Source organism: Microbacterium luticocti DSM 19459 (assembly GCF_000422405.1).
Taxonomy (GTDB): domain Bacteria; phylum Actinomycetota; class Actinomycetes; order Actinomycetales; family Microbacteriaceae; genus Microbacterium; species Microbacterium luticocti.
The window spans coordinates 1-26581 of sequence record NZ_AULS01000005.1; the positions used below are offsets into that span (position 1 = coordinate 1).

At 70.1% G+C, this 26581-nt stretch carries 28 protein-coding genes and 3 tRNA genes; 17 read left to right on the forward strand and 14 right to left on the reverse strand.

From position 1 onward, the window contains the following. Window positions 1-283 (reverse strand): helix-turn-helix domain-containing protein (locus H577_RS0107125; protein WP_029145379.1); only part of this gene is annotated, 283 nt, incomplete at its 3' end. Between the two features lie 149 nt (window positions 284-432). Between H577_RS0107125 and orn the strand changes: the two genes are divergently transcribed. The 3 genes from orn (at window position 433) to H577_RS15485 (ending at window position 1773) form a co-directional block, all read left to right on the forward strand. Next, the gene (gene orn, locus H577_RS0107130; protein WP_029145380.1) at window positions 433-1059 is read left to right on the forward strand and encodes an oligoribonuclease; all 627 of its coding nucleotides are present in this window, start codon (window positions 433-435) and stop codon (window positions 1057-1059) included. 36 nt (window positions 1060-1095) lie between these two features. Then, window positions 1096-1171, forward strand: a tRNA-His gene (locus tag H577_RS0107135). A 275-nt stretch (window positions 1172-1446) separates the two neighbouring features. After that, window positions 1447-1773, forward strand: a complete 327-nt coding sequence (locus H577_RS15485) for a PIN domain-containing protein (protein WP_156876581.1) — start codon at window positions 1447-1449, stop codon at window positions 1771-1773. 274 nt (window positions 1774-2047) lie between these two features. On the opposite strand, the gene H577_RS15490 is transcribed toward H577_RS15485, so the two are convergent. Beyond that, the gene (locus tag H577_RS15490; RefSeq protein WP_029145381.1) at window positions 2048-2362 is read right to left on the reverse strand and encodes a hypothetical protein; all 315 of its coding nucleotides are present in this window, start codon (window positions 2360-2362) and stop codon (window positions 2048-2050) included. Window positions 2363-2506: 144 nt separating this feature from the next. On the opposite strand from H577_RS15490, the gene H577_RS0107150 reads away from it, so the two are divergent. From H577_RS0107150 to H577_RS0107160, 3 genes are read left to right on the forward strand one after another with little or no spacing between them, the layout of a single operon-like run. Further along, the gene (locus H577_RS0107150) at window positions 2507-2857 is read left to right on the forward strand and encodes a metallopeptidase family protein (protein WP_029145382.1); all 351 of its coding nucleotides are present in this window, start codon (window positions 2507-2509) and stop codon (window positions 2855-2857) included. Next, complete coding sequence (clpS, locus tag H577_RS0107155) at window positions 2854-3153, forward strand: ATP-dependent Clp protease adapter ClpS (protein WP_029145383.1); 300 nt, start codon at window positions 2854-2856, stop codon at window positions 3151-3153. The genes H577_RS0107150 and clpS overlap by 4 nt, the downstream gene beginning before the upstream one ends. After that, window positions 3150-3650, forward strand: coding sequence for a DUF2017 family protein (locus tag H577_RS0107160; RefSeq protein ID WP_029145384.1), 501 nt, complete (start codon window positions 3150-3152; stop codon window positions 3648-3650). The genes clpS and H577_RS0107160 overlap by 4 nt, the downstream gene beginning before the upstream one ends. A gap of 48 nt (window positions 3651-3698) precedes the next feature. Here H577_RS0107160 and H577_RS0107165 read toward each other — a convergent pair whose 3' ends face one another. After that, complete coding sequence (locus tag H577_RS0107165; protein WP_036284127.1) at window positions 3699-3956, reverse strand: hypothetical protein; 258 nt, start codon at window positions 3954-3956, stop codon at window positions 3699-3701. A 228-nt stretch (window positions 3957-4184) separates the two neighbouring features. On the opposite strand from H577_RS0107165, the gene H577_RS15495 reads away from it, so the two are divergent. The 4 genes from H577_RS15495 (at window position 4185) to H577_RS0107190 (ending at window position 8010) form a co-directional block, all read left to right on the forward strand. Further along, window positions 4185-4733: a single-stranded DNA-binding protein gene (locus tag H577_RS15495; RefSeq protein ID WP_051191844.1), complete on the forward strand. Its 549-nt coding sequence runs from the start codon at window positions 4185-4187 to the stop codon at window positions 4731-4733. 94 nt (window positions 4734-4827) lie between these two features. Beyond that, a complete protein-coding gene (locus H577_RS17935) occupies window positions 4828-5349 on the forward strand; it encodes a DUF6993 domain-containing protein (protein WP_245570356.1) in 522 nt (173 codons plus the stop codon). 497 nt (window positions 5350-5846) lie between these two features. Beyond that, window positions 5847-7526: an energy-dependent translational throttle protein EttA gene (gene ettA / locus H577_RS0107185; RefSeq protein ID WP_029145387.1), complete on the forward strand. Its 1680-nt coding sequence runs from the start codon at window positions 5847-5849 to the stop codon at window positions 7524-7526. Then, window positions 7477-8010 (forward strand): acyl-CoA thioesterase, encoded by a 534-nt coding sequence (locus H577_RS0107190; RefSeq protein ID WP_051191865.1) that lies wholly within the window; start codon window positions 7477-7479, stop codon window positions 8008-8010. Before ettA ends, H577_RS0107190 begins: the two co-directional genes overlap by 50 nt. A gap of 12 nt (window positions 8011-8022) precedes the next feature. Here H577_RS0107190 and H577_RS17590 read toward each other — a convergent pair whose 3' ends face one another. After that, window positions 8023-8916: an acyl-CoA thioesterase gene (locus tag H577_RS17590; protein ID WP_051191845.1), complete on the reverse strand. Its 894-nt coding sequence runs from the start codon at window positions 8914-8916 to the stop codon at window positions 8023-8025. Window positions 8917-8935: 19 nt separating this feature from the next. Between H577_RS17590 and H577_RS17595 the strand changes: the two genes are divergently transcribed. Beyond that, window positions 8936-9610, forward strand: coding sequence for a DUF8185 domain-containing protein (locus tag H577_RS17595; RefSeq protein ID WP_029145390.1), 675 nt, complete (start codon window positions 8936-8938; stop codon window positions 9608-9610). Between the two features lie 22 nt (window positions 9611-9632). On the opposite strand, the gene H577_RS0107205 is transcribed toward H577_RS17595, so the two are convergent. The 8 genes from H577_RS0107205 to pepN form a co-directional block, all read right to left on the reverse strand. After that, the gene (locus H577_RS0107205; protein ID WP_051191846.1) at window positions 9633-11312 is read right to left on the reverse strand and encodes an FAD-binding dehydrogenase; all 1680 of its coding nucleotides are present in this window, start codon (window positions 11310-11312) and stop codon (window positions 9633-9635) included. Continuing rightward, on the reverse strand, window positions 11312-11731 hold the full coding sequence (locus H577_RS0107210; protein ID WP_029145392.1) for a globin: 420 nt from the start codon (window positions 11729-11731) through the stop codon (window positions 11312-11314). Before H577_RS0107210 ends, H577_RS0107205 begins: the two co-directional genes overlap by 1 nt. Continuing rightward, window positions 11728-12813, reverse strand: coding sequence for a mechanosensitive ion channel family protein (locus H577_RS15500; RefSeq protein ID WP_084515947.1), 1086 nt, complete (start codon window positions 12811-12813; stop codon window positions 11728-11730). The genes H577_RS0107210 and H577_RS15500 overlap by 4 nt, the downstream gene beginning before the upstream one ends. Before the next feature lie 174 nt (window positions 12814-12987). Continuing rightward, complete coding sequence (locus H577_RS0107220; RefSeq protein WP_029145393.1) at window positions 12988-13638, reverse strand: response regulator; 651 nt, start codon at window positions 13636-13638, stop codon at window positions 12988-12990. Further along, window positions 13635-14894, reverse strand: coding sequence for a sensor histidine kinase (locus H577_RS0107225; RefSeq protein ID WP_245570357.1), 1260 nt, complete (start codon window positions 14892-14894; stop codon window positions 13635-13637). Before H577_RS0107225 ends, H577_RS0107220 begins: the two co-directional genes overlap by 4 nt. A 41-nt stretch (window positions 14895-14935) precedes the next feature. Beyond that, a complete protein-coding gene (locus tag H577_RS0107230) occupies window positions 14936-15778 on the reverse strand; it encodes an ABC transporter permease subunit (protein WP_029145395.1) in 843 nt (280 codons plus the stop codon). Continuing rightward, entirely contained in the window at window positions 15775-16686 is a 912-nt protein-coding gene (locus H577_RS0107235) for an ABC transporter ATP-binding protein (protein WP_029145396.1), read from the reverse strand. Before H577_RS0107235 ends, H577_RS0107230 begins: the two co-directional genes overlap by 4 nt. A gap of 332 nt (window positions 16687-17018) precedes the next feature. Beyond that, the gene (pepN, locus tag H577_RS0107240; RefSeq protein WP_029145397.1) at window positions 17019-19568 is read right to left on the reverse strand and encodes an aminopeptidase N; all 2550 of its coding nucleotides are present in this window, start codon (window positions 19566-19568) and stop codon (window positions 17019-17021) included. 150 nt (window positions 19569-19718) lie between these two features. Here pepN and H577_RS0107245 point away from each other — a divergent pair, with 150 nt between their 5' ends. Beyond that, the gene (locus tag H577_RS0107245) at window positions 19719-20204 is read left to right on the forward strand and encodes a ribose-5-phosphate isomerase (protein WP_029145398.1); all 486 of its coding nucleotides are present in this window, start codon (window positions 19719-19721) and stop codon (window positions 20202-20204) included. Next, a complete protein-coding gene (locus H577_RS0107250) occupies window positions 20204-21205 on the forward strand; it encodes an Fpg/Nei family DNA glycosylase (protein ID WP_029145399.1) in 1002 nt (333 codons plus the stop codon). The genes H577_RS0107245 and H577_RS0107250 overlap by 1 nt, the downstream gene beginning before the upstream one ends. Before the next feature lie 60 nt (window positions 21206-21265). Here H577_RS0107250 and H577_RS0107255 read toward each other — a convergent pair whose 3' ends face one another. Continuing rightward, window positions 21266-21751, reverse strand: coding sequence for a Dps family protein (locus H577_RS0107255; protein WP_029145400.1), 486 nt, complete (start codon window positions 21749-21751; stop codon window positions 21266-21268). Window positions 21752-21891: 140 nt separating this feature from the next. Between H577_RS0107255 and H577_RS0107260 the strand changes: the two genes are divergently transcribed. Together H577_RS0107260 and H577_RS0107265 are read left to right on the forward strand one after the other, a co-directional pair. Then, the gene (locus H577_RS0107260; protein WP_029145401.1) at window positions 21892-24030 is read left to right on the forward strand and encodes an acyltransferase family protein; all 2139 of its coding nucleotides are present in this window, start codon (window positions 21892-21894) and stop codon (window positions 24028-24030) included. Window positions 24031-24152: 122 nt separating this feature from the next. Continuing rightward, a complete protein-coding gene (locus tag H577_RS0107265; protein ID WP_029145402.1) occupies window positions 24153-24692 on the forward strand; it encodes a gamma carbonic anhydrase family protein in 540 nt (179 codons plus the stop codon). Window positions 24693-24722: 30 nt separating this feature from the next. On the opposite strand, the gene H577_RS0107270 is transcribed toward H577_RS0107265, so the two are convergent. Further along, window positions 24723-24796, reverse strand: a tRNA-Gly gene (locus H577_RS0107270). A gap of 108 nt (window positions 24797-24904) precedes the next feature. Here H577_RS0107270 and H577_RS0107275 point away from each other — a divergent pair. After that, a tRNA-Pro gene (locus H577_RS0107275) sits at window positions 24905-24978 on the forward strand. A gap of 69 nt (window positions 24979-25047) precedes the next feature. After that, window positions 25048-26523, forward strand: a complete 1476-nt coding sequence (gene tig, locus H577_RS0107280; RefSeq protein WP_029145403.1) for a trigger factor — start codon at window positions 25048-25050, stop codon at window positions 26521-26523. The last annotated feature ends 58 nt before the right edge of the window (window positions 26524-26581 follow it).

Sequence of the window (26581 nt, forward strand, 5' to 3'; positions counted from 1 at the left end):
CCTCGCGCAGGTGCCATCCGATCGTGAGTGGTCCCGCGTCCAGCCCCTCTGCCGTCAGCGACCGGCGCAACGCGATGACGCGTTCCCGAACCCGGTCGGTGACCCGCTGCGGCGAGGACAGCGGTGCCCGGGACCGGGGTTCGACCGCGTCGATTCCACCTTCCCGGTAGCGGGCGAGGAGACGGTGGATATGGCGGCGCGACATCTGGTAGGCGTCAGCGGCTTCGGTGACCGTCAGCTCCCGGGCAACGATCTTCAACACGACGACACGATGCTTCGACATGCCCCCGACTGTGACCTATGACCCGACTCACCAGCGACCCATCATCTGTGACCTATGTCGCGAACCCAGACACTCCCGGGGGGGCTTTTCGGGTACGTCGGGCGCTCGCGCGCCGAGGGGGTGTCCGGGTCCGTCACTAGGATGAACGCATGGTGGGATCATCCGAGAACGACCGGCTCGTCTGGATCGACTGCGAGATGACGGGCCTCGACCTCTCGGTCGACGAACTCGTCGAGATCGCCGTGATCGTGACCGACTTCGACCTGCATCCGCTCGATGCGGGCCTGCAGCTGGTGATCCGTGCGGGCGAGGCCGCGCTGGCCCACATGAACGACTTCGTCACCAAGATGCACACCCACTCGGGCCTGATCGATGAGATCCCGCACGGCATCCCCCTTGCCGAGGCCGAGGATCTCACCCTCGCCTACATCCGCCGGTTCGTGCCGGTGCAGGGCAAGGCGCCGTTGGCGGGCAACACCATCGGCACCGACCGGATGTTCCTGGCCAAGTACATGCCACAGGTGGACACCTGGCTGCACTACCGCAGCGTCGACGTGTCGAGCATCAAAGAACTCGCCCGACGCTGGTACCCGCGCGCGTACATCCACGCGCCGGCCAAGGACGGCGGTCACCGGGCACTCGCCGACATCCGCGAATCCATCCGCGAACTCGCGTACTACCGCGACGCCGTGTTCGTGCCGACGCCGGGGCCGACCAGCGACGATGCGAAGGCCGTCGCGGCGGCCACCGTGTCGTCGTTCGCCCCGAAGGTGTGAGAGAATCTTCTGGCTGCCTGCTTCGGTGGGCGCATGGTGGGTATAGCTCAGTTGGTAGAGCACCTGGTTGTGGTCCAGGGGGTCGCGGGTTCAAGTCCCGTTACTCACCCCAGACAACTTTGCCCCCGGTTTCGATCCGGGGCAAAGGTTTTTCGTGAGACGCCTGGTCGGGGTGGTTTCCCCCGGCGGCCCGCGATGGTGATGGATTCAACATCCAGCTGACGGGCAGTCGCGCGCAAGCTTGCACCGTCCGCGATCGCGCTTCGGGCGGTCGCCACGGCGCCGCTCGCGACCGCCGGTCGCAACGGCAAGCCGATCATCAGTCATCCCCAGTGGCCGCTGATGGTGCAGGACGGACGCGAGCAAGACGTTCCCGACGCTCGGTTCATGGCCTCCGTTGCCCGCCGGGAAGAGAAGGGCTCCGACGTCAACGTCGCATCCCATCTCCTCATCGACGTGCTCACCGAGGTCGTGGCTGCCGCCGTCGTGATTTCCAACGACAGCGACCTGGCGTACCCCATTGCCTTCGCACGAGATCGAGTACCAGTCGGCCTCGTCAACCCCACCAGGGGCTATCGCGCGGGCAAGCTCGCCGGGAATCACACCGACGGCGTGGGCAACCACTGGTGGTACCAGATGCAACCCTCCGACTGGTACGCACACCAGCTTCCGCCGACCATCGGCCCGCGCATCACCAAGCCCCCAGACTGGTAGTCGGCGCCGTGGCGCTGCTACACTGGAGACACACCACCCGGCCCCTCTGGGGCCGGGTTTTCTCGTCATAGCGCTTCTGCGGCTACTCACCTCGGTACATCTGAGTCACAAGCGGCGGCGTGACACATGCGTCGCACCTGATCCGGACACGAGCCAGAGTAAGCCTCGGAATGGTCAGCCCGAACGAGTTCGAGACTGCCGACTACGGGACCCTCGTCCGCGAGCCTCTCCCCACACAGAAGCGGCAGAGAACCTGCGGCGGTTCATCTTCAACTCATGCGCTGGTCGAGGATGCTTCGACCAGGGCGCGGCGGATCGCCTTCCGATCCACTCCCGTACTCTGCGCGATCGTCGGCATGGAGGCACTGCCCGGGTAGAGCTTCACGGACTCGGCCGCCTCACCGACTCCCAACTCCGGACGACGCCGTGACACCCGGTGGCGACTCAGGTGCGCCGACAGCGTGGCACCATGTGCGCTGTACCGCTCGACCGACTCGTTGACACCCGCTTCCGCGAGATAATCGTCCACGAGACGATCGACCTCGGAGGTGGTGAGAAGAGTTTGAAGATCTTCCATCCTCAGCACCACGCCCCGAGAGTCCCGAATCGGGGCGGAGTCCCGCCGTTGAGGCACCCGGTAGACACCCCGCCTCCACAGGGTGACCAAGGTGTTTAGCCGTGGGGAGAAGTTGACGAACGTGCTATGAAGGGACCCCAAGTGAGGGAACGGCCGATGCTGCAGATGGATGCCACCAGCTTCGAGGCCCTCGTCGTCGACGAGTTGGACCGGCTGCCCGACGACATGGTGGACGGCCTGGACAATGTCGTGTTCGTCGTCGAGGACCGCCCCGAAGACGGCAGCCTCGACCTGTTCGGCCTCTACGACGGCTGGGCGTTGACGGAACGCGACCGCTACGGCGTCGGAGAGTTACCCGACCGCATCATCGTCTACCGCGAACCGCATCTGGCCGCCTGCGCCGACGAAGACGAACTGCGCGACGAAGTGCACACCACCCTTGTGCACGAGATCGCGCACTTCTACGGCATCGACGACGACCGCCTGCACGAACTGGGGTGGGCATGACCGCGCTCGCCGTGCCCGACACCCGCGAGGACGTCGACCTGCACGACGCAGTCGATCCCGACCGGCCGTGGCAGACCGTGGTCTGGAACGACCCGGTCAACCTCATGAGCTACGTGGTGCGCGTGCTGCGCGAGTACTTCGGGTATTCGCAAGAGGTCGCCACCCGGCTCATGCTCGCCGTGCACCACGAAGGCCACGCGGTGGTCGCCACGGGGCCGCGAGAACAGATGGAGCTGCACGCACAGGCCATGCACGACTACGGCCTGTGGGCCACGATCCGAAAGGCCCCGGCATGACCGCGCCGCGCACCGTCGTCCTCGAGATCACCGCGCTCGAGGCCGCACACCTCGCCGACCTGGTGCGCCAGTTCCGCGATCTGTTGCACAGCAGCGAGGCGATGGATGCCACCACCCCGCGCGATCCCGCGGTGGCCCGGCTGGTACCGGATGCGTACTCGGACGACCCCGAGGCATCCCGTCAGTTCCGCGACCTCACCGCAGCCGACCTGCTCGGTCGGCGTGATGAGGACGCGCAGGCGGTGCTGGCGGCCCTGCCGGACCATGACGCGCCCACCACCGAGGACGAGGCGCTGCAGACGCTGTCGATCGTGCTCGCACCCGACCGTCTCGACGCCTGGCTGCGCACTCTGACCGCACTGCGGCTCGTGCTGGCCTCACGGCTGGGCATCCGCAGCGAGGCCGACCACGACGACGACGATCCGCGGTTCGGCATCTACGAATGGCTCGGGTACCGGCTGGAGGGCCTGGTGCAGGCCGCCGACGGCGCCCGGTAGCCGGCCACGCGAACGCCCGCCGGGTCATCGGCGCAGCTGCGCAGCGACTCAGCGGCTCAGCCTCAGGCAGTCCACGGCGTCGTCGATCGACCAGAACTCCCCGAGTTCGAGGAATCGGCGTGCCGCCGGCTGGTAGCGACGGGCCCGATACCTCGTACCGTGCGGATCTGCGCGCGCGTCGACATGGCCGACGATGAGCCCGGCGGCGTCGAGCACCCGCCAGTGGTCGCAGCCGATCGGCACGAGACGCAGCGAGGCCTGCAAGCGCGGCCGCGTGCGCGGGGTGGGCGAGAGTGTGGTACGCATGATGTCCTCCTGCTTCGAAGATAGATGCGACCTCCGACACTGCGCCGCCGCCTCCCCAACCGGCCGTGATCGGGCATTCCGGTCGATGTGTCCACAGATCGTGCGATCGGTCCCACGACGCGGGCGCGGGCGGGCACAGTGGGGAGTGCTCCGGTGCCCTGTCGGGCACGCGGGCACCGGAGCAGCCGGGGAAGGTCTCCGGCATCCCATGTCGGAAAGGACAGCGAGATGAGCGACATGATCACCATCACCGGCAACATCGCCACCGAACCGGAGCGACGTCTCACCGGCGGCGGCGTTCCCCTGACCACGTTCCGTGTGGCCAGCAGTCAGCGGTACTTCGACCGCGACAAGAAGGAGTGGGTGGAATCCACCACCAACTGGTACCAGGTCTCCGTGTTCCGCACCCTCGGCGAGCACGCCGCCGCGTCGCTGCACAAGGGCGAGCGTGTCATCGTGACCGGCAAGCTCCGGCTGCGCGAGTGGCAGGCCGGCGAGAAGAAGGGCCTGAGCGTCGAGATCGACGCCGACGCGATCGGCCACGACCTGCTCTGGGGGACCACCAGCTACACCCGAGCCGAGCGCACGCCGCAGTCGTGGCCGGTCCCGCAGACCTCGGATGCCACGGCCACCCCGACCGGCGAGGCACAGGCCTCGTCGTGGCCGACCTCGCAGCCGGTCAGCGACGACGGGTCGGCGTGGGCGCCTGCGCCCGGCACCGAGGCGGAACCGGCCGGTACCGATCGGCAGGCCGACCTCGCCGATGCGCCGTTCTGAGAGCCACCCGCGCGCCCGCGCCCGAACGTGGGCGTGCGGGTGTGGCCGGCACCGGCGGACGTGCTCGGGCGGGGGTGCCGCCTAGACTCGGGGCATGCCCGGAACCCGTGTCGCGCCCCGACGCGTCGCCCGTCCGCGGGTGATCGCCGCGTCCACCGCCGCGTCCGTGCTCGCGCTCGCCCTCATGGTGACCGGGTGCTCGCCGACGACGCCGCACCCGACCGCTTCGACGTCGGGGCCCACCCACTCGGCGACCCCGCATCCCACGCCGTCCGCGACGCCACGGCTTGTTCCGGACGGGACGGCGAAAGACAACCTTCCGTTGTTCCGCGCCGTCGTCGAGCACGTGTGGGCCGGCGCCGACAAGGTGAAGGGGCGTGCATATGTGGACGCGCTCGTGAAGGCGGGGTTCGACAAGAAGGCCATGCAGGTCACCGCAGACCTCTCCACGGTCGGCAACCCGGCCGAGAGCCTGCAGTTCTCGGTGCGATGGAAGGACGGTCAGTGCCTGGTCGGACAGGTCGGTCCTGACACCGGCACACCGGTCACCGCCGTGCTGCCGGGTCTTGCCGGCGGGGGATGCCTGCTCGGGAGGACACGGGTCATCGACTGGTGACCGCGCCCCGCTCCGACCGGTGACGACGACCGGCATCGACGACCTGTCACGACGACCGGCATCGACGACCGGTGACGACGACCGGCATCGACGACCGGTGACACGACCGGCATCGACGACCGGTCACGACGACCGGCATCGGTGACCGGTGACGACGACCGGCATCGACGACCGGTGACGACGACGATCGGTGAGGACGTCGCCGCACCCCGCCGTCGCCCCAGGCGGACCTCCTCCGGTCCGCACCCCCCGCCGCGGCCCTGCCGGGGCCGATGCGGCCGCTGCGCAGATCGCCCGGGCGGGTCTCCTCCGGTCCGCACCCCGCCGTCGCCCCAGGCGGGTCTCCTCCGGTCCGCACCCCGCGATCACCCCGGGCGGGTCTCCTCCGGTCCGTACCCCCCGCCGCGGCCCTGCCGGCGCCGATGCGGCCGCTGCGCCGATGCCCGGTAGGCTGGGAGGCTGACCGACCAGGGCTCAGAAGGAGCGTGCGTATACCCGTGGCTGAGTACATCTACCAGATGGTCCGTGCCCGCAAGACCGTCGGCGAGAAGCTGATCCTCGACGACGTGACGATGGCGTTCCTCCCCGGGGCCAAGATCGGCATGGTCGGTCCCAACGGTGCCGGTAAGTCCACGATCCTGAAGATCATGGCCGGCCTCGACCAGCCGTCCAACGGTGAGGCGACCCTCTCACCCGGCTACAGCGTCGGCATCCTCATGCAGGAGCCTGAGCTCGACGAGTCCAAGACGGTGCTCGAGAACATCCAGTCCGGCGTCGCGATCAAGGCCAAGCTCGACCGCTTCAACGAAATCTCGGCGCTGATGAGCGACCCCGACGCCGACTTCGACACCCTGCTCGCCGAGATGGGCACCCTGCAGGAGGAGATCGACGCCGCCGACGCCTGGGACCTCGACTCCCAGCTCGAGCAGGCCATGGACGCGCTGCGCACCCCGCCCGGCGACGCCCAGGTCGCCACCCTCTCGGGCGGTGAGAAGCGCCGGGTCGCGCTCACCCGGCTGCTGCTGCAGAAGCCCGACCTGCTGCTGCTGGACGAGCCCACCAACCACCTCGACGCCGAGAGCGTGCTCTGGCTCGAGCAGCACCTGCAGAAGTACCCCGGTGCGGTGATCGCCATCACCCACGACCGGTACTTCCTCGACAACGTCGCCGAATGGATCGCCGAGGTCGACCGCGGCCGCCTCATCGGCTACGAGGGCAACTACTCCACCTACCTCGAGAAGAAGGCCGAGCGCCTGCAGGTGCAGGGCAAGAAGGACGCCAAGCTCGCGAAGCGCCTCGCCGACGAACTCGAGTGGGTGCGCTCGAACGCGAAGGGCCGTCAGGCCAAGTCCAAGGCGCGACTGGCCCGCTATGAAGAGATGGCGGCCGAGGCCGAGCGCACCCGCAAGCTCGACTTCGAAGAGATCCAGATTCCGCCGGGGCCGCGCCTGGGCAGCGTCGTGATCGAAGCGAAGAACCTGCAGAAGGGCTTCGACGGCCGCTCGCTCATCGACGGGCTCAGCTTCAGCCTGCCGCCCAACGGCATCGTCGGCGTCATCGGCCCCAACGGCGTCGGCAAGACCACGTTGTTCAAGACCATCGTCGGCCTCGAGCCGCTCGACGGCGGCGAACTGAAGGTCGGCGAGACCGTCCAGATCAGCTACGTCGACCAGTCCCGTGCCGGCATCGACCCCAACAAGACGTTGTGGGAGGTCGTCTCGGACGGGCTGGACATCATCACGGTCGGCAAGACCGAGATCCCGTCCCGCGCCTACGTCTCGAAGTTCGGATTCAAGGGACCCGACCAGCAGAAGAAGGCCGGGGTGCTCTCGGGCGGTGAGCGCAACCGGCTGAACCTGGCGCTGACCCTCAAACAGGGCGGCAACCTGCTGCTGTTGGACGAGCCCACCAACGACCTCGACGTCGAGACCCTGCAGTCGCTCGAGAACGCACTGCTGGAGTTCCCCGGCTGCGCGGTCGTCATCACCCACGACCGGTGGTTCCTCGACCGCATCGCCACGCACATCCTGGCCTACGAGGGCACCGACGACAAACCCGATCAGTGGCACTGGTTCGAGGGCAACTTCGAGGCGTACGAGAAGAACAAGATCGAACGGCTGGGTCCGGATGCCGCGACCCCGCACCGGTCCACCTACCGCAAGCTCACCCGTGACTGAGCCGCGCCGTCTGCACGTGCCCATCCCGCTGCGGTGGGGAGATCTCGACGCGTACAACCACGTCAACAACACGGCGATGCTCAAGCTGCTCGAAGAGGCGCGGGTGCGTGCGTTCTGGCAGCCGGAGCCGGGGGAGGACGCCCCCGACACCGCGGTGCTGAAAAGCGGCCCCGACAGCGGCGTGCTCACCCTCATCGCCCGGCAAGAGATCGAGTACGTGGCACCGGTGCCCTACCAGCGGCATCCGCTCGACGTGCAGATGTGGTTCGGGTCGCTCGGCGGCTCGAGCATCGAGGTCTGTTACGAGGTGTGCTCGCCTCGCCAGACCGCCGGCGCCGCCGGTCAGCAGGTCTACGCGCGCTCGACGGCGGTGGTGGTGAAGGTGGATGCCACGACCGGCCGACCGCTGCGGCTGAGCGCCGCCGAACGGGACGCCTGGACGCCCTACCTGGGCGAGCCGATCGTGTACGCGCACCGGCGCTGACGTCGGCGGCGATCAGCGCGGGTCGGGCACGCGCACCATGACCTCTTGCGCGACCGACGCCAGCAGCCGGCCGTCCCGCGCATAGATGCGGCCCTGGCCGAGGCCGCGGCCGGCGCGGGCACTGGGCGAGGATTGCACGTACAGCATCCACTCGTCGACCCGCCCGTCGCGGTGCCACCACATCGCGTGGTCGAGGCTGGCGACCTTCAGTCCGGGCGTGTTCCACGCGACGCCGTGTGCGCGCAGGATCGACTCCTGGATCGTCATGTCGGTCAGATACACCAGCGCCGCGCGGTGCACCGCCGGATCGTCGGGCAGGCGTCGGCGGGCACGCATCCACACCGCCTGGCACGGCGTCGCCGGCTCCTCGACCGACGTGTAGATCGGCGAGGGCACATGTCGCACGTCGACGGGACGCTCGGCGATCATCCGCCGGGTGTGCGGGTGGATGCCGGGCGCTTCGCCGTCATCGGAGGGCAGGTCCTCGGGGCCGGGTACGTCGTCGGGCATGGGTGCCTGGTGCTCGAGGCCTGCCGTCTCGTGCTCGAACGACGCGATCATCGAGAAGATCGGCACCCCGCCCTGGAAACCCTGGGTGCGGCGGGTCGAGAACGACCGGCCATCGTGTATGCGGTCGACGGAATACGTGATCGGCTCACGGGCGTCGCCCGGTCGCAGGAAGTAGCCGTGCATCGAATGTGCCACCCGGTCGGGCTCGACCGTGCGCTGTGCGGCGACGATCGACTGGGCCAGCACCTGACCGCCGTACACCCGGCCGTGCGGCATCGGCTGTGAGACGCCCACGAAGATGTCCTCGGTGGTGCGCGCCCGCGAATCCGACAGGTCGAGCACCTCCAGCAGCGACGCGATCGGATCGGCGAGGTCGGCAGAGGCGGGGTCCGTCACGTCGACTAGCTTAGAACCGATGGCCGAGCGGCTCGTGTTCCCCGATGCGTACGCCGCGGCCGACCTGCTCACCTTCGCCGGTCGCGCCGCGCGCGCCGGCGACGGTGCCGTGCACCTGCATGCCGCCGGCGGCACCCTCGCGTGCACGGCCGCACCGCTGGTGCGGCAGGGGCTGCTGGATGCCACCCCCACGGTGCTGGGCCTGCGGGCGCTGCCGATCGATCCCGAGCTGGAATGCGACCTGGTCGTCGAGGCGGTGCTGCTGCAGCCGGCCGCCGACGACCCGCGCTGCGTGCAACTGCCCGAGGTGGCGATCGAGCGCCCGCTGTGGGCGTCGGCGCCGGTGCCCCGCGCCGGGTGGCGCCCCGCCGGGGCACTGGATGCCGCGCGGCTGCGCGAACGCGCCCAGTGGGGCATGTCGGCGGTCGCGCACGCCCTGCCGCTGGAACCGGGGGAGCAGGTGGTGCAGGCGGTGCGCGGCCGGGTGTGGAGCGAACCCGACGACGATCTGGGCGGGTTGCCCCGCGGCGTCGCGTTCGCGGCCCTCACCCTGGGGTTCGTGGGCGAGGACGAGGAGGCGGCACCGGTGCGCATCTGCGGGCGGTGGACCCGCATCTCGTTGCGGCGCGGCCACGTGCTGTGGCGCGGCCCCGCGCACACCGGCATGACCGCGGTGCGTGCCACCGGTTCCTGACGCGTGCCGGTGGCGGGGGCCGTCAGAGCGCGGCGGCGGCCGCCCGGCCGGCGATGCGGCCTGAGAACAGGCATCCCCCCACGAACGTGCCCTCCAGCGCCCGGTACCCGTGCACGCCGCCCCCGCCGAACCCGGCCGCCTCGCCCGCGGCGTACAGCCCCGGCACCGGTGCACCGTCGGCGTCGAGCGCGCGTGACGACAGGTCGGTCTGGATGCCGCCCAGTGACTTGCGGGTGAGCACGTGCAGCTTCACGGCGATCAGCGGCCCGGCGTCCGGATCGAGGATGCGGTGCGGCGCCGCCGTGCGCACCAACCGGTCGCCGCGGTAGGCCCGCGCCGAACGCAGCATGGCGATCTGCGCATCCTTGGTGAACTCGTTGTCCATCTCGCGGTCACGGGCCTCGACCTCGGTGCGTACTCGTTCCGGATCGAGCGCGTCACCGCCGGGCAGCTCGCGCATCCCCGCGATGAGCGCGTCGAGGGTGGGCCGCACCACGAAGTCGGCGCCGTGGTCGAGAAACGCCTGCACCGGACCCGATGCGCCCTTGCCGAGACGGGACTTCAGGAGCAGCGGCACGTCCTTGCCGGTCAGGTCGGGGTTCTGCTCGCTGCCCGAGAGCGTGAACTCCTTCTCGACGATGCGCTGCGACAGCACGAACCAGGAATGGTCGTACCCGGTGCGTCGCAGGTGCACGAGCGTGCCGAGCGTGTCGAACCCCGGGAACAACGGCACCGGCAGGCGCCGGCCGGTGGCATCCAGCCACACCGACGACGGCCCCGGCAGGATCCGGATGCCGTGGCCCGGCCACACCGGGTCCCAGTTCTGGATGCCTTCGACGTAGTGCCACATCCGATCGCCGTTGATCAGGCGGGCGCCGGCTTCGGCGACCACCGGCTGCATCGACCCGTCGACGTAGGCGGGCACGCCGGTCACCATCGAGTCGGGCGGCGTGCCGAGGCGCTCGGGCCACTGGCGGCGTACCAGGTCGTGGTTGCCGCCGATGCCACCCGACGCGACGATCGTGGCCCCGGCGGTGACGACGAACGACCCGACCGTCTCACGTGAGGTGGCCACGCCCCGGGCGGCGCCCGAGGGGGCCAGGATGTCGCCGGCCGCACCGGTGATCGTGCCGTCGTGGCTCGTCAGGTGCGTGACCCGGTGGCGGGGGAGGATCGTGACGCGACCGGATGCCTCGGCCTGCTCCACGGCGGCCTGGAACGGTGCGACGATGCCCGGACCGGTGCCCCACGTGATGTGGAACCGGGGCACCGAATTGCCCGGGCCCGTCGCGGTGTAGCCGCCGCGCTCGGCCCAGCCCACCACCGGAAAGAACCCGACGCCCTTCTCGCGCAGCCAGGCCCGCTTCTCATGGTGGGCGAACTGCAGGTACGCCTCGGCCCAGCGGCGCGGCCAGGCATCCTCGTCACGGTCGAACCCCGCGGTGGCGAACCAGTCCTGTCGGGCGAGCTCGAGCGAGTCGCGGATGCCGAACCGGCGCTGTTCGGGGGAGTCGACGAAGAACAACCCGCCGAACGACCACCACGCCTGCCCGCCGAGATTCGTGCGCGGCTCCTGATCGACGATGACCACGTGCTTGCCGGCCGCGACCGCTTCGGACGCGGCGACCAGGCCCGCCAGGCCCCACCCGATCACGAGGAGGTCGGTACTGTGCGCAGAGCGGTGCACGGCATCCGTGGTCATCACGTCTCCTTCGACGGCGGGGCAGGGGTCGGCTCGAACGTGTTCACCAGGGAGTGGGCGGCGCGTTGCAGGTAGTCCCACAGCGTCACGTCGTGCAGCGGCGGCAGCCGCAGCTGATCGAGGGCCGCGCGCATGTGGCCGAGCCAGCGGTCGCGTGCGTCGGGGTTGACGTGGAAGGCGACGTGCCGCATCCGCAGTCGGGGATGCCCGCGTTCCTGGCTGTAGACCGAAGGGCCGCCCCAGTACTGCTCGAGGAACAGACACAGCCGCCGCTCGGCGCCGTCCATGTCGTGGGCCGGGTACATCGGGCGCAGCACCTCGTCGGTGGCCACACCCTGATAGAACAGGTGCACCAGCTTCGCGAAGGTGTCGTGGCCGCCGATCTCGTCGAAGAACGACAGGGGCGTGGCATCCGTCATGACGTCGCCTTCGGGTCCGTCTCGCCGTCGCCGCCGCGCTTGCCCTTCTTCTTCGGCTTCCACACGACGTCGGCCTGCACCGGGTTCGGCTTGGTCTTGGGCGGGTGGGCACCGCGCACCCGCTGCGCCCCTTCGGCGCCTTCGAGCACGACCGACCCCAACCCCGACAGGTCGATGCCGGCCTCGTCCAGCCCCGAGCGCAACCGCAGGCGCAGCTCGGCCGCCACATCGTCCTTGGCGTGCGAGCGGGTCTTCAGCACGATCCGCAGCACCAGGGTCTCGCCGGCCACCGACTGCAGGCCCCACAGCTCGGGGTAGCCGGTGATCCGGGTGCGCCACTTCGCGTCCTTCGTGAGCGTGGTGGCGGCATCCATCATCTGCTTCTCGACCGCCGCCACGTCGGCGTCGACGGGCACCGTCACGTCGACGATGACCCGCGACCAGCCCTTGGACATGTTGCCGATGCGGGTCACCTCACCGTTGCGCACATACCAGAGCGTGCCGTTGACGTCGCGCACGTGCGTGACGCGCACGCTCACGTATTCGACGACGCCGGTCGCCAGCCCCAGGTCGACCACGTCGCCGATGCCGATCTGGTCTTCGGCGACGATGAAGATGCCGTTGAGCACGTCTTTCACGATGTTCTGCGCACCGAAACCGAGGCCGGCGCCCAGCGCCGCGGTGAGCAGGGCGAACGAGCCCAGGATGCCGGGGAACAGCACGTTCACGATGAGGATGATCGCGATCACCCCGACGAGCACGTTCACCGCGTTGCTGAGGATCGTGCCAAGGGTGCGGGTGCGCTGCACGAGCCGTACCGACGCGAGCGGCGAGCGCTCCAGCGCCTGGGTGTCCTGCACCTGCGCCTTGTTCTTGGCGCCGTTGACGATGCGGGTCACGACGCGGCGTATGAGGATGCGCAGCAGCCACGCCACCACGACCGCGCCGACCACGATGCCGACCGCGCCGAGCAGGCGCCAGCCGGCCTCGATGACGAACGCGAGGATCTTCTCGAACTGCGTCGTCGCACCCGTGCCGGACGCGGCGGCCCAGGTCACCGGGGAGAAAAGGAGAGAGGCCATCGCCTCGATCCTAACGAGGGATGCCTTTCCGGCGGCTGAACGGACCGGTCCCTCCTGCGCACCACCGACCCACGGCCCGCGGGGATGTCCCACAAGGTGCGGGATGTCTCACAAGGTGCGGGATGCGGCATCCCGAACCCGCGTCTTCTGAGACACGGTGCGTGCGCGGCTCGGTCAGCGTGCCAGACCCAGGCGGTGTGCCAGGATCACCAGGTGCACGCGGTCGCGGGCGCCGAGTTTGGCCAGCACACGGCCGACGTGGGTCTTCACGGTCGATTCGCTGAGGAACAGTTCCGCCGCGATCTCGGCGTTGGAAAGCCCCCGGCCGATCGCCTCGAAGACGTCCCGTTCGCGGTCGGTGAGTTCGGCCGGCAGGTCGCCGGCGCGCTGGGCCGGGACCGTCGCGTATGCGTCGATCAGCAGCCGGGTGGCGCGCGGGGCGAGGATCGCGTCGCCGCGATGCACCGCCCGCACCGCTGCGACCAGGTCGTGCCGCGGCGCGTCCTTGAGCAGAAAACCGCTGGCCCCGGCATCCAGTGCCCCGAAGGCGTACTCGTCGAGATCGAACGTGGTCAGCACCAGCACGCGGGTCTGCGCCCGCGCGGCGACGATGCGCCGGGTGGCCTCGATGCCGTCCAGGCGCGGCATCCGGATGTCCATCAGCACCACGTCGAACTGCGCCTGCGCGCACGCCTGCACGGCTTCTTCGCCGTCGGCGGCCTCACCGACCACGACGATGTCGGGTTCGGCTTCGAGGATGAGTCGGAACCCGACGCGGATCAGCTGTTGGTCGTCGACGATGAGCACACGGATCGGTTCGGTCATCTCGGCTCCGGGTCGGTGCTGGTCATGGGCAGGTGCGCGTGCAGCACCCAGCGCCCGTCGGCGGGGCCGCCGTGCAGCGTGCCGCCCAGGTGGGCCGCCCGTTCGGCCAGGCCGCGCAGACCGTAGCCCGGTGGGGCGGATGCCACGCGCAGGCCGTCGTTCTCGATCCGCACCGACACCCCCTCGGGCAGGTACGCGATCTGCACGGCGATGCGCGTGGCGCCGGGCGCGTGACGCATCGCGTTGGTCACACCCTCCTGCACGATGCGCCCCACCGCGAACGCGACCGCGGCGGGCAGCTGCGGCGTACCGGTCACGGTGAGGGTGACCGGGAAGCCCGCCCGCTGCGCGGTGGCGACGACCTCGTGCGGGTCGGCGACGGCTACAGGCGCGAGCGGGGTCGACGTCTCGTCGGTGCGCAAGACACCCAGCATGGCGCGCATCTCGCCGAGCGCCTGCCGCGCCGTGGCGGCCGCGGCATCCGTCGCCTCGCGGGCGCGAACGACATCGTCCGTCGCGCCCGCCCCCTCGGTGAGGGCGACGATGACGGTGAGTGAGTGGGCGACGATGTCGTGCATTTCGCGGGCGATACGTGCCCGCTCGGCGGCGGCGGCGAGCTCGGCCTGCTGGTCACGCTCGGCGACCAGCTGCCGGGACCGGTCGAGCACGGCGGCGATCCACCGCCGCCGGTTGCCGACGTTCACGCCCACGAGCGCACCCACCAGCACCGAGAACCCGGTGTTGACCATCGTGTTGATCGACGCCGGCAACGCCGCCCCCGGATCGGTCATGGCGAGCACGACCAGGCTGATGCCGGTGACGGCCGCGGTGCCGGTGACCGCCGCGATCGTGCACCAGCGGGTGGACCGGTAGACCGCGAGGGCGTAGGTGCTGACCACGAGCAGCGGCACCGCGGCGCCGTGCGGCACGACGATCGCCGTCAGCTGCAGGGCGACCGACAGCACGAAGCCGACCAGCGGCGCGTGCCGCCGGAACAGCAACGCCGTGCAAGTGCCCAGCATCAGCACGACGATCCCGGCGACCACCCACGCCGGCGGGGAGGTCTGCGGGAGCGAGCCGACCGTCGTGCGCGCCGAGGCGAACCCGCCGAAGCTCAGGGCCGCGCTGACCAGCGCGATCAGCACGTCGCTGAGCACCGGATGCCGGTCCCAGAACCGCCGGATCACGCCGGGCGGGCGCGGCAGCCGCAGCCCGGCGTCGTCGACGCGCGGGCTGCGGTCTGCGGTGGTGGGCACGGAACCGACCCTACGTGCGGTCGGCGGGGGTGCGATCTCGCTCACGCATCGCGGGTGCGCAGCACGAGCCACGAGCCGACCAGGCCGGCGGCGACCCAGCCTCCGAGCGTGAGCAGGGCCACCGGAACGGTCATCATGCCGTGCTCGCCGGGGGTCGTGGTCAGCGCCTGCGCCGCGTTCATCGGCAGGTAAGCCGCAACCGTGTGCAGCCAGCTCCACGCCCCCTCGGAGGGGAACATCGACCCGACGATCGGCAGCACGAACAGCAGCCCGGCGGTCGCGGCGATGGCGCCGGGACCGTTGCGCAGGATGAAGCCGAACGACAGCCCCAGCACGGCGAACACTGCCATCGACAGGCATCCGTACAGCACGGGCAGCAGCAGGGTGCCCGGGTCGGTGACATCCAACGGCGCCGCCTTCAGGATCGCGCACACCGGGATCAGCGCGAGCGCGAACACCACCAGGCTCACCACCGCCAGCAGGGCGGCGACGACGATCGTCTTGGCGGCCAGGACGACGCCGCGGCGCGGTTCGGCGGCGAGCGTGGAGCGGATCATGCCGGTGGAGTACTCGCCGGTGATCGCGATGGCGCCCAGCGAGCCGGCCAGCAGCATCGTGAACTGGATCGGCGCGATCACCGCCATCGGCACCGCGTGCGCGAGATCGGTCGCGCTGACACCCTGCTGCATCGACGCGGCGATCGAGGCGGCGATCAATGCCGACAGCGCGACCGAGAGCAGCGCGACCACGATGATCGACCACCAGGTGGATCGCAGAGTGAGCAGCTTGATGGTCTCGCTGCGCAGCACGCGGGCGAAACCGAGGCGGATGCCCTCGTCGGTGGTGCGGGCGCGAGCCGGGGCGGGGGAGGTGACGGTGGTCATGCGATCTCCTTGGTGGCGTACTCGACGGACTGCTCGGTCAGGGCGAGGTAGGCGTCCTCGAGCGAGCCGGTCGTCGGGGTGAGTTCGTGCAGCGGGATGCCGCGGGCCGCGGCGAGATCGCCGATCCGGGCGGCGGGGCTGCCGGTGATCTCGGCGGTGTCGGGTCCGGTGGCGGTGAACTGCACGCCGGGGCCGGCGACCGCGGTGGCGAGGTCGGCGAGCCGGGGAGAGCGCACGCGCGTGGTGGCGACGGTCCACTGTTCCACCAGGTCGGCCAGCGCCGCATCGGCGAGCACCCGGCCGCGGCCGAGTACGATCACGTGGTCGGCGGTCTGGGCCATCTCGCTCATCAGGTGGCTCGACAGCAGTACGGTTCGGCCTTCGCCGGCGGCGTGGCGTACGAAGTGGCGCACCCAGCGCACGCCCTCGGGGTCGAGGCCGTTGACCGGCTCGTCGAGGATGAGGGTCTGCGGGTCGCCCAGCAGCGCCGCGGCGATGCCCAGACGCTGTCCCATGCCCAGTGAGAACTTGCCGGCCCGTTTGCCGGCGACCGAGGTGATGCCGGTCAGCTCGATGACCTCGTCGACACGGCGCCGCGAGATGCCGTGCGTGGCGGCCATCGCGCGCAGGTGGCTGCGGGCGGTACGGCCGGTGTGCACGGCCTTCGCGTCCAGCAGCACCCCCACCTCGCGCAATGGAGCGCGCATCGAGACGTACCGGGCTCCGTTGACGGTGACGCTGCCGGCCGTGGGGCGGTCGAGCCCCACGATCATGCGCATCGTCGTGGACTTTCCGGCGCCGTTGGGGCCGAGGAATCCGGTCACCTTCCCGGGCTGGACGGTGAACGACACATCGTCGACGGCGGTCTTGGACCCGAATCTCTTGGTCAGGCCTTCTGCGGTGATCATGCCCTCGACGCTATCGGCCCTTCACCCGCGGGCACATCCGACCGCGGTACCGATTCCCGGTGGCATCCGTCATACCGGAGAGGTACTCGGTGCGCCGGGCCCGCACACGGATGCCTGGGTTCGGCACCCACTCCGGGCGGGCGGGCCTGGCGACCGCGGTCCACCGGCGAGCGTGTCTGGCAACGTGCGAGCTGGTGCGTCATGAAGCCGCACGTTGTGGGACACGCGCCGCAGGGATGTCTCACAAGATGCGGGATGCCAGGGGCAGAGCCCGCATCTTCTGTGACACATCCGGGCCGGCGGGCGCCGGCGATGACCGTCGAGGCCCGCGGTCAGTCCTGCCGGTCGCGGGCCTGCACCGACAGCGCGCGCTCGGTGCCGGCGAGGTTTTCGGCCACGATGCGGCGCAGTGCCGCCGGTGCGTCCGCGTGCTCGGTCAGCCAGGCGCGCGTCGCGTCACGCAGGGCGGTGTTCGCCAGCGCCGCCGGGTACAGCCCGGTGATCAGGTAGTTAGCGATCTGGTAGGTGCGGTTCTGCCACACCGGCAGCAGCATGTCGAAGTACTGCGGCACGAACGCCTCGAGCAGCTGTGCACCGGCGGGGTGGACGAACCCGGCCGCAGCCGAGCGCACCACCGTGTTGGGCAGATCGTCGCGCGCGACCAGGCTGTCCCACGCGGCCTGCTTGGCCTCGGGTGTGGGCAGGGCCGCCTTGGCCTGGGCGGCGAACTCGCCGCCCTTGGCGGTGTTGTCGGCGGCGAGCGCCTCGTCGATGTCGGCGACGGTCACCTTGCCACCGGCGGCCAGCGAGACCAGCAGCTGCCACGACAGGTCGGTGTCGATCTGCAGACCCGGCAGCACAGTCTGCCCGTCGCGCAGCGCGCGCACCTGCTCCCACTGTCGGTCGTCGGCCGCGCCGGCGGCGAACGAGGTCACCAGCTGCAGTTGGCTGTCGCTGCCGGCCTCGGCCGCCTGCGCCAGCTCCCACAGCCGGTCGGCCACCCGCACCCGGGTCTGATCGCGGTGCTCGGGTGCGACGTACGCGGCCGCCGCCAGCAGCAGCTGGTTCAGCGTGGTGCGGATCGTGGTCGACTCGGTCTCGGCGCCGATGTTGCCCAGCACCAGGTCGACGTAGTCGCTGGGGGATGCCTCGGCGTCGCGCGTCTGGTCCCAGGCCGCGCCCCACACCAGGGAGCGGGCGAGCGGATCGGTGATCTTGTCGAGGTGGGCCACCGCGGTGGCCAGCGACCGGTCGTCCAGGCGGATCTTCGCGTAGGCGAGGTCGTCGTCGTTGAGCAGCACGAGGTCGGGGCGCGCCATGCCCTTCAGCTCGGCCACGTCGGTGCGGTCGCCGTCCACGTCCAGCTCGATGTGGTGCACGCGCACCAGGGCGCCGTCCTGCAGGTTGTAGAAGCCGATGCCCAGCCGGTGCGGCCGGATCGTCGGGTAGTCGGCGGGGGCGGTCTGCACCACCGCGAACCGGGTGATGACGCCGTTCGCGTCGTTCTCGATCAGCGGGGTGAGGGTGTTCACCCCGGCCGTCTCGAGCCACTTGCGCGACCAGGCGCCCAGATCGCGCCCGCTGGTGGTCTCGAGTTCGGTCAGCAGGTCGGAAAGCTCGGTGTTGCCCCACGCGTTCTTGCGGAAGTACGCGGCGACACCGGCGAAGAAGGCGTCGATGCCGACCCAGGCGGTCAGCTGCTTGAGCACCGAGCCGCCCTTCGCGTAGGTGATCCCGTCGAAGTTGACCTGGACGTCCTCGAGGTCGGTGATCTCGGCCACCACCGGGTGGGTCGACGGCAGCTGGTCCTGACGGTACGCCCAGCTCTTCTCCATCGCGTTGAACGTGGTCCACGCCCCGGTCCACTCGGTGGCCTCGGCGGTGGCGATGGTCGACGCCCATTCGGCGAACGACTCGTTCAGCCACAGGTCGTTCCACCACTTCATGGTGACCAGGTCACCGAACCACATGTGCGCCAGCTCGTGGAGGATCGTGACGACGCGGCGCTCCTTGACCGCATCCGTCACCTTCGACCGGAACACGTAGGTCTCGGTGAAGGTGACCGCTCCCGCGTTCTCCATGGCGCCCGCGTTGAACTCGGGCACGAACAGCTGGTCGTACTTCTCGAACGGGTAGGGGCAGTCGAACTTCTGCTCGTAGTACGCGAACCCGGCGCGGGTGATGTCGAAGATGTAGTCCGCGTCCATGTGCTGCCACAGGCTCTTGCGCGCGTACACCCCGAGCGGGATCACCCGGCCCGAGGCGCTGGTCAGCTCAGAGAACGTCGCCTCGTACGGACCGGCGATCAGCGCGGTGATGTACGACGAGATGCGCTGCGTGCGCGGGAACGTCCATGTCGCCGTGCCGTCACCGGCCGGCACCGGCTCGGGGGTGGGCGCGTTCGAGACGACCTTCCACTGCGCCGGCGCGGTGACGGTGAACTGGAACGCGGCCTTCAGGTCGGGCTGCTCGAACACCGCGAACATGCGCCGCGAGTCGGGCACCTCGAACTGCGAGTAGAGGTACACCTCGCCGTCGACGGGGTCGACGAAGCGGTGCAGACCCTCGCCGGTGTTCGTGTACAGGCAGTCCGCGTCGACGACCAGTTCGTTCTGCGCGGCCAGGCCGTCAAGCGCGATGCGCGAGTCGGCGAACGCGACCGCCGGGTCGATGGCGCGCCCGTTCAACGTGATCGAACGCACCTCGCGGGCGATCAGGTCGATGAACGTCGAGGCGCCCTCGGTCGCCGCGAACCGGACCGTGGTGGTGGACCCGAAGACCTCCGGACCCCTGGTCAGATCGAGGACGACGTCGTACTCCTGGGTGTCGACGACGGCACGGCGCTCAAGCGCCTCGATGCGGGTGAGGTTCTCTCCTGGCACTGCGATTCTCCCGTGGGTGTGGGGTGATGGATGCCGTGCGCAACGCTGCTGGCGTCGGCGACAACCTCTCCAGCCTAAGCGGTTCGGGCGGCGCCGTTGTGCCCGGCGGCCGATCGGCCGGGCCAAGACCTGCGCCAATAGGATTGGGGCATGCGCATCCACATCGCGACCGACCACGCCGGCCTCGAGTTCTCCACCCGGCTGCAGCACCATCTGGGCGACCAGGGGCACGAGGTGATCGACCACGGTCCGGTGGAGTACGACGCGCTCGACGACTACCCGGCGTTCTGCATCCGCGCTGCGCAGGCGGTGATCCGCGATCAGGAGGCCGGCATCCCGACCCTCGGCGTCGTGTTCGGCGGGTCGGGCAACGGTGAGCAGATCGCCGCGAACAAGGTGCCCGGCATCCGTGCCGCACTCGTGTGGAGCATCGCGACGGCGGAGCTGGCCCGCGAGCACAACGACGCGAACGTGATCGCGATCGGGGCCCGGCAGCACACGTTCGACGAGGCCGCGTCGTTCATCGACCGTTTCATCGCCACCCCGTTCTCGGGCGAAGAGCGGCACGCACGCCGGATCGCCCAGATCCGGGCGTTCGAGCAGGACGGTTCGCTCGAGCCCGACCCGCGCGCCTGATGCCGGAGGGGCACTCGGTCCACCGCATCGCGCGGCAGTTCGACCGCAACGTCGTGGGACGCCAGGTGGCGGCATCCAGTCCCCAGGGCCGTTTCGCCGAGGGCGCCACGCTCATCTCGGGCCGTGAGGCGACCGCCGTGCAGGCGGTGGGCAAGCAGATGTTCCTCGCCTTCGACGACGAACTGTGGTTGCGCGTGCACCTGGGCCTGTACGGCGCGTGGGACTTCGCCGGCGAGATCCTCGTCGACCCCACGATCGCGGCGTCCAACGGCCGGATGGGGCAGACGAACCAGCGCGGCACGGTGCTCGAGGGCGATGCGGTGATGGATGCCGCGGGCGAGAACTCGCTGGCATCCATCGGCGCGCCGCGCCGCACCCGCGTGCATGTGCGCATGAGCGAGCAGACCAGCGGGCTGGCCGACGAGGACGGTCAGTGGCCGCCCCCGGTGATCGGGCAGGTACGGCTGCGGCTGCTGACCGAGATCACGTGCGCCGACCTGCGCGGACCGACCGCGTGCGAACTGCAGACCCCCGACGAGATGGCGGCCACGGTCGCCCGGCTCGGCCCCGATCCGCTGGTGGGCGACCCCGACGAGGGCGAGGAGCGGTTCACGGCGGCGGTGCGGCGCCGGCAGACCCCGATCGGCCTGCTGCTGATGGATCAGGCGGTGGTCAGCGGCATCGGCAACGTGTACCGGGCCGAACTGCTGTTCCGTGCCCGGCAGAACCCGCACACGCCCGGGCGGGAGGTGCCCGAAGATGTGGTGCGCGGCATCTGGCGCGACTGGGTGCGGCTGTTGCGCATCGGCGTCGAGACCGGCCAGATGATGACGATGGACGGGCTGAGCCCCGACGAGTACCGCAAGGCGATGGCGCACCGCGACGACCGGCACTGGGTGTACCACCGGGCGGGCCTGCCGTGCCGCGTGTGCGGCACCGCGATCGTCGTGGAAGAGGCGGCGGCCCGCAAGCTGTACTGGTGTCCGCGCTGCCAGGCGTGATGTGCATGCGACGAAGCCCCCGGCGTGGACGCCGGGGGCTTCGTCGTGGCGCTGCGCGGACTACGCGGCCAGGTGGGCGAAGAGGAACCAGCGGTCCTTCTCGATGCCCTCCTTGATGGTGATGACGATGTCTTGGCTCGTCAGGTCGATCTCGTCGAGCCCGTCGATCGCGGCCTGCACGTCGGCGATCACGGCATCCATGTCGGCGATGATCGCGCGGATCATGTCCTCCCACGGGGTGAAACCGGCCGGCACCTGCGTGGCGGCGACCTTCTCGTCGATCGTCGCCAGCCGCGCGTCGATCGGCAGCCCCAGCGCGACGACCCGCTCGGCGGCGAGGTCGGCCCAGTCCTGGGCGTGTGCGACGACGGAGTCGAGAAGCTCGTGGATGGCGATGAAGTTCGCCCCGCGCACGTTCCAGTGCGCCTGCTTGCCGTTGACCGCCAGGGCCTGCAATCCCAGTGCGACCGGGGTCAGGAACTGGGCGGAGCCGGCCGCGACGGTCGCGTCGACGGCAGCAGCCGGGGTGGTGTTGGTTTCGGTCATTCGATGGCCTCCGTTTCGTGATGGCGCCTCACTGACTCCAACGTTACGGGGCGGTGTGAATTCCGCAAGCAAGCCAAGGCTCGGCTCACCGGCCGTGAGAAATGCCCGGCGTGCGGCTGCGGGTCGACTACCGTCGAGGGGTGCCTTCCGCAGACCACGACCTCGGACCGCAGGACCTGAACGCCCCGGCGGGCCCGCGCGCCCGGCTGCGCCGCGACCGCTCGCCCGAGCACGCCGAACCGTCCCGGTTCATCCCGCACGTGCAGGGGCTGCGCGCCATCGCCGTGCTACTGGTGGTGCTCTACCACTTCTGGCCCGGGCGCCTTCCCGGCGGCTACGTCGGCGTCGACGTGTTCTTCGTCATCTCGGGCTATCTGATCACCGCGCACCTGTGGCGTGAACTGTCGCTGACCGGTGGCATCCGGCTCGGCCAGTTCTGGGCGCGTCGGGCGCGGCGCCTGCTGCCGGCTTCGCTGCTGGTGCTGCTGTTCTGCGCGATCGCGGTGATGTCGCCGTACCTGATGCCCACCTCGGCGCTGCAGAACGAGGTGAAAGAGATCACCGCCGCGACGTTCTACGTCGAGAACTGGTACCTGGCGCTGAACTCCGCCGACTACCTGAACCACTCGGGCAGCCCGACCACGGTGCAGCACTACTGGTCGCTATCGCTCGAGGAGCAGTTCTACGTCATGTGGCCGCTGCTGATCCTGCTGGCGGCGTGGCTCGCGGTGCGCTGGCTGCGGCGTGGGCGGCGCGGTGCGGTGGTGGTGACGCTCGCGGTGGTGACCGTGGCATCCTTCGTCTTCTGCGTGGCGTTCACGCTCACCAACCCGGCGCCGGCCTACTTCGTCACGTTCGGGCGGATGTGGGAGTTCGGGCTCGGTGGCCTTGTCGCACTCATCCCCGCGCTGCAGGTGCGCGGGCGGGTGCTCAGCTTCGTGCTCGGCTGGGGCGGCATCATCGCGCTGGTCTGGACGGCGTTCCGGTTCGACGGGCAGACCCCGTTCCCCGGATATGCGGCCGCGCTGCCCGCGCTCGGGGTGGCCGCGATCATCGCCGCGTCGAACACCGACCGGTGGTGGTACCCGACCCGGGTGTTGTCGTGGCGCCCCGCGCAGTTCACCGGTGACATCTCGTACTCGCTGTACCTGTGGCATTGGCCGCTGATCGTCATCGCGCCGTCGGTGCCGTTCTGGGGGCTGAGCATCTACCACCGTGTCGCCCTGCTGGTGATCTGCTTCGTGCTGGCGTGGCTGACCAAGCGGTTCGTCGAAGACCCGGTGCGCCGCTGGAAGGTGCTCACCACGCGCAAGGCGCGGGTGTCGCTGCTGTCGTCGCTGGCGGCGATGGTGCTCGTGGCCGGAACCGCCGGTGCCGCCTGGGCGGTGAACGCCCCCGCCTACCGTGAGGGGGTGCAGGCGATCCAGCAGGTGCGCGACAACCCGCCGGACTGCTTCGGCGCGGCCGTCGTGCTCGATCCGTCGTGCGTGGGCACGACCTTCGGCGATACCGTGCTGCCGGCGCCGGGTTTCGCCGGGGCCGACAAACCCGACGACGACGGATGCTTCGTGCAGCTCAACGACGCCCGTCCGGTCGAGTGCACCTTCGGCTCGAAGGCCGACGGCGCGCCCAGTGTCGTGCTCATCGGCGACAGCCATGCGTACCAGCTGCTGCCGACGCTGCAGCGGATGGCCGAGCGCAACGGGTGGCGGCTGACCACGTTCTTCAAGGGCGCGTGCCCTTGGAGCACGACGCCGCTGGCCACCCCGGGGGCGTTCGGCGACGCGTGCACGCAATGGCGGCACGCCGTGACGCAGCGGCTCGAGCATCTGCAGGCCGATGTGATCGTCACCGGGGCGTTGGCCACCACCCCGTTCGCGGCCGACGGGCACGCCTCGGCGCACGACGCCGCCGTGGCCGGATACCGCGACGCGTGGAAGCCGGAACTGGACCGTGGTGCCAAGATCATCGCCGTCGTCGACAATCCGGTGTGGGAGACCGACCCGAACAAGTGCCTGCGCACCCGCGCGCAGTCCAGCTGCACCGGTGCCCGTGCCGACGTGCTCGTCGCCGACGACCCGCTGAAGGCCGCGGCACAGGGCGTGGACGGGGTCACCCTGCTCGACTTCACCGACGCCTACTGCGACCAGACCACGTGCTTCCCGGTGGTGGGCGGCGCCGACCTGTATCGCGATCAGGACCACCTGACCGTGACGTGGGTCGACAGCCTGGCCCCCTGGTACGAGAAGGCGATCACCGGCGCGCTCGCCGCCCGCTGAGCGGGGGCCGTGCGGGGTAGGGGTGTGGGCCGGGTCCCGGTGCGGGCGCGGCTGTGGCCGGTGCAGCCCGGGGTGATCGCAACGCTCGGTGGGCGCGAGCCGCCCGGGGATAGGGTCGACGCATGACGATCGACTCCGCAGCATCCGTTCTCGCCCTCGGAACGAGCACCCCGCAGATCGACGACTCGGCGTTCGTGGCCGCCGGCGCCCGCGTGATCGGGGCGGTGCGCCTCGAAGCCGGCTCGAGCGTCTGGTACAACGCGGTCCTGAGAGCCGACGGCGACTCGATCACGGTCGGCGCCGGCAGCAACCTGCAAGACAACGTGTCGGTCCACGTCGACCACGGCTCACCCGTGGTCATCGGCCGTGACGTCTCGGTCGGGCACAACGCCGTCGTCCATGGGTGCACCATCGGCGACGGCTCGCTCATCGGCATGGGCGCGGTGATCCTCAACGGCGCCAAGATCGGGGCGGGATGCCTCGTGGCCGGCGGTGCCGTCGTGCTCGAGGGTGCCGAGATCCCCGACGGGTCGTTGGTCGCGGGCGTGCCCGCGAAGGTGCGCCGCGAGTTGGACCCCGCCGAGCGCGAGCGGCTGCACGGCAACGCACGCATCTACCGCGACGAGCACGCCGTCGCGCACCGCGACGCCCGCCCGGCCTGACCTCGGCTGCACCGCCGTGCGTCGGAGTGATGGAGGGGCGGACGGGAATCGAACCCGCGTAATCAGTTTGGAAGACTGAGGCTCTACCATTGAGCTACCGCCCCGCGTGCGGAGCACCTCGGCAAGTGTACTGGATGACAGCATCCTGCCCGCGCGCGGTCTCACACCGGCGTCGGCTAGACTCGACCAGGCCGTTTCGGCGCCGCGCGCCCCGGGGCGTAGCTCAGCTTGGTAGAGCGCCCGCTTTGGGAGCGGGAGGCCGCAGGTTCAAATCCTGTCGCCCCGACGCAACGGCCCCACAGACCCCGACTTGAAGCCACGTCCGCGTGCGCGAACCAGAGGAGAACGAGAAGGCATGGTCACGAGCACCGTCGAGAAGCTCAGCCCGACCCGCGTGAAGCTGCACATCAGCGTCACGCCGGATGAGCTGCGGCCGAGCATCACGCACGCGTACGAGCACATCGCGCAGGACGTGCAGGTCCCCGGCTTCCGCAAGGGCAAGGTGCCCGCGCCCATCATCGACCAGCGCATCGGCCGCGGCGCCGTCATCGAGCACGCCGTCAACGAGGGTCTCGACGGCTTCTACCGCGAGGCGCTGACCGCGCACGAGGTGCGCACCGTCGGTCGGCCGAGCGCCGAGATCGTCGAGTGGCCGAACGAGAAGGACTTCTCGGGCGACCTCAAGGTCGACATCGAAGTCGACGTGCGGCCCGACTTCGACCTGCCCGCCTACGAAGGCACCACCATCACCGTCGACGAGGCCGAGACCGACGACGCCGCTGTGGACGCCGAGCTCGACCGCCTGCGCGGCCGCTTCGGCACCCTGGTGACGGTGGATCGTCCGGCCAAGACCGGCGACTTCGTCGAACTCGACCTGGTCGCCACCATCGACGGTGTCGAGATCGACCGCGCCGAGAGCGTCTCGTACGAGGTCGGCTCGGGCGAGCTGCTCGAGGGCATGGACGAGGCCGTCGACTCGCTCACCGCCGGCGAGGAGACCACGTTCCGCTCCACCCTGGTCGGCGGCGACCACGCAGGCGAAGAGGCCGAGGTGTCGGTCACGGTCAAGAGCGTCAAGGAGCGCGAGCTGCCCGAGGCGGACGACGACTTCGCCCAGATCGCGAGCGAGTTCGACACCATCGCCGAACTGCGTGCCTCGCTCGCCGAGCGCGTCGGCCAGCAGGCCGTGTTCGCCCAGGGGACGGCGGCGCGTGACAAGCTCGTCGAAGAACTGCTCGCCCAGGCCGAGATCCCGGTGCCCGCCCAGCTCATCGAGGAGCAGGTGCACGAGCACCTCGAGCAGGAGGGCCGTCTGGAGGACGACGAACACCGTGCCGAGGTCACCGAGGCCAGCGAGAAGCAGTTCCGCACCCAGATGCTGCTCGACAAGATCGTCGAGGCCCACGACGTGCAGGTGTCGCAGGACGAGCTGACCCAGTACATCGTGCAGTCGGCCGCGCAGTACGGCATGGCGCCGCAGGAGTTCGTCGAGGTGCTGCAGCAGAACGGCCAGCTGCCGGTCCTGGTCGGTGAGGTCGCCCGCAACAAGGCCCTGGCCATCGTGCTCGGCAAGGTCACCGTCGTCGACACGGCCGGCAACCCCGTCGACCTGACCGGGTTCGTCGCCGAGGAGCAGGACGGGCAGACCGCCGAGGACGAGGTGGTCGAGGAAGCGGAGCAGATCGCGGATGCCGCGGCCGACGCCGACGAGGTCATCGCGGCCGAAGAGAAGCCGAAGACGAAGGCAGCCGCGAAGAAGACCGCCGCCGACAAGCCCGCCGCGAAGAAGCCAGCAGCCAAGAAGGCGGCCCCGAAGAAGGACGCCGAGTAAGAGCTCACCGAGGGGCGGATGCTGCGGCATCCGCCCCTCGTGCTCTGCACGGGAGGGA